We start from the raw sequence: 532 nt of genomic DNA, 5'->3' as shown, positions 1-532 counted from the left end.
GCAAGACTAGAGCTACTGCGTAAAAACACAGACAGCGCAGCCGAGTTGTTGCTTGCCGCAGAAGAATCCGCGCTTAATTTCGATAACGGCGAACTGCTAAGTCAGATCTGTTTTCAGCAATCTCGCGTTGCTGAAGAGCAAGGCGATTTCGAAGCGGCATTTAATGCGTTTAAAAAATACCGCAAACATGCACTGAAAATGCTCAAAGAGCAGACCAATCGTGTCAGCATGGATAAAGCGCGCGGCTCAAAACGCCAACTCGAACAACGTGCTCGCAAGCTCATCAATCGTATTCGCTCTCAACATGAATACGATCCCGAAAAGCAGTTTTCTAACGTCGTTTCTGAAACGTACTGGTGGGAACAACTGGTTCTATTTAAGACTGAGCTTAAACGCTCTAACCATGCCGTGATCATGATTCGCCACTCCAATCCTGCGTTTCTCGATGCGTGCACTGAACTGGTTCACTCATTAACGACGCCAAGCGATCTCATTTCACGCCTATCTAGCGATCGACTCGCTATGTTGATTG

General features: G+C 47.2%; 1 pseudogene. It reads left to right on the top strand.

Annotated features, from left to right (window positions below):
* Window positions 1-532: pseudogene (locus tag R7O13_RS30495) on the top strand (hypothetical protein); the annotation flags it as partial.

Source organism: Vibrio sp. Y176 (genome assembly GCF_033438945.1).
The sequence above is the reverse complement of the archived record's forward strand: the minus strand, read 5'-3'. Positions and strand labels throughout refer to the sequence as shown.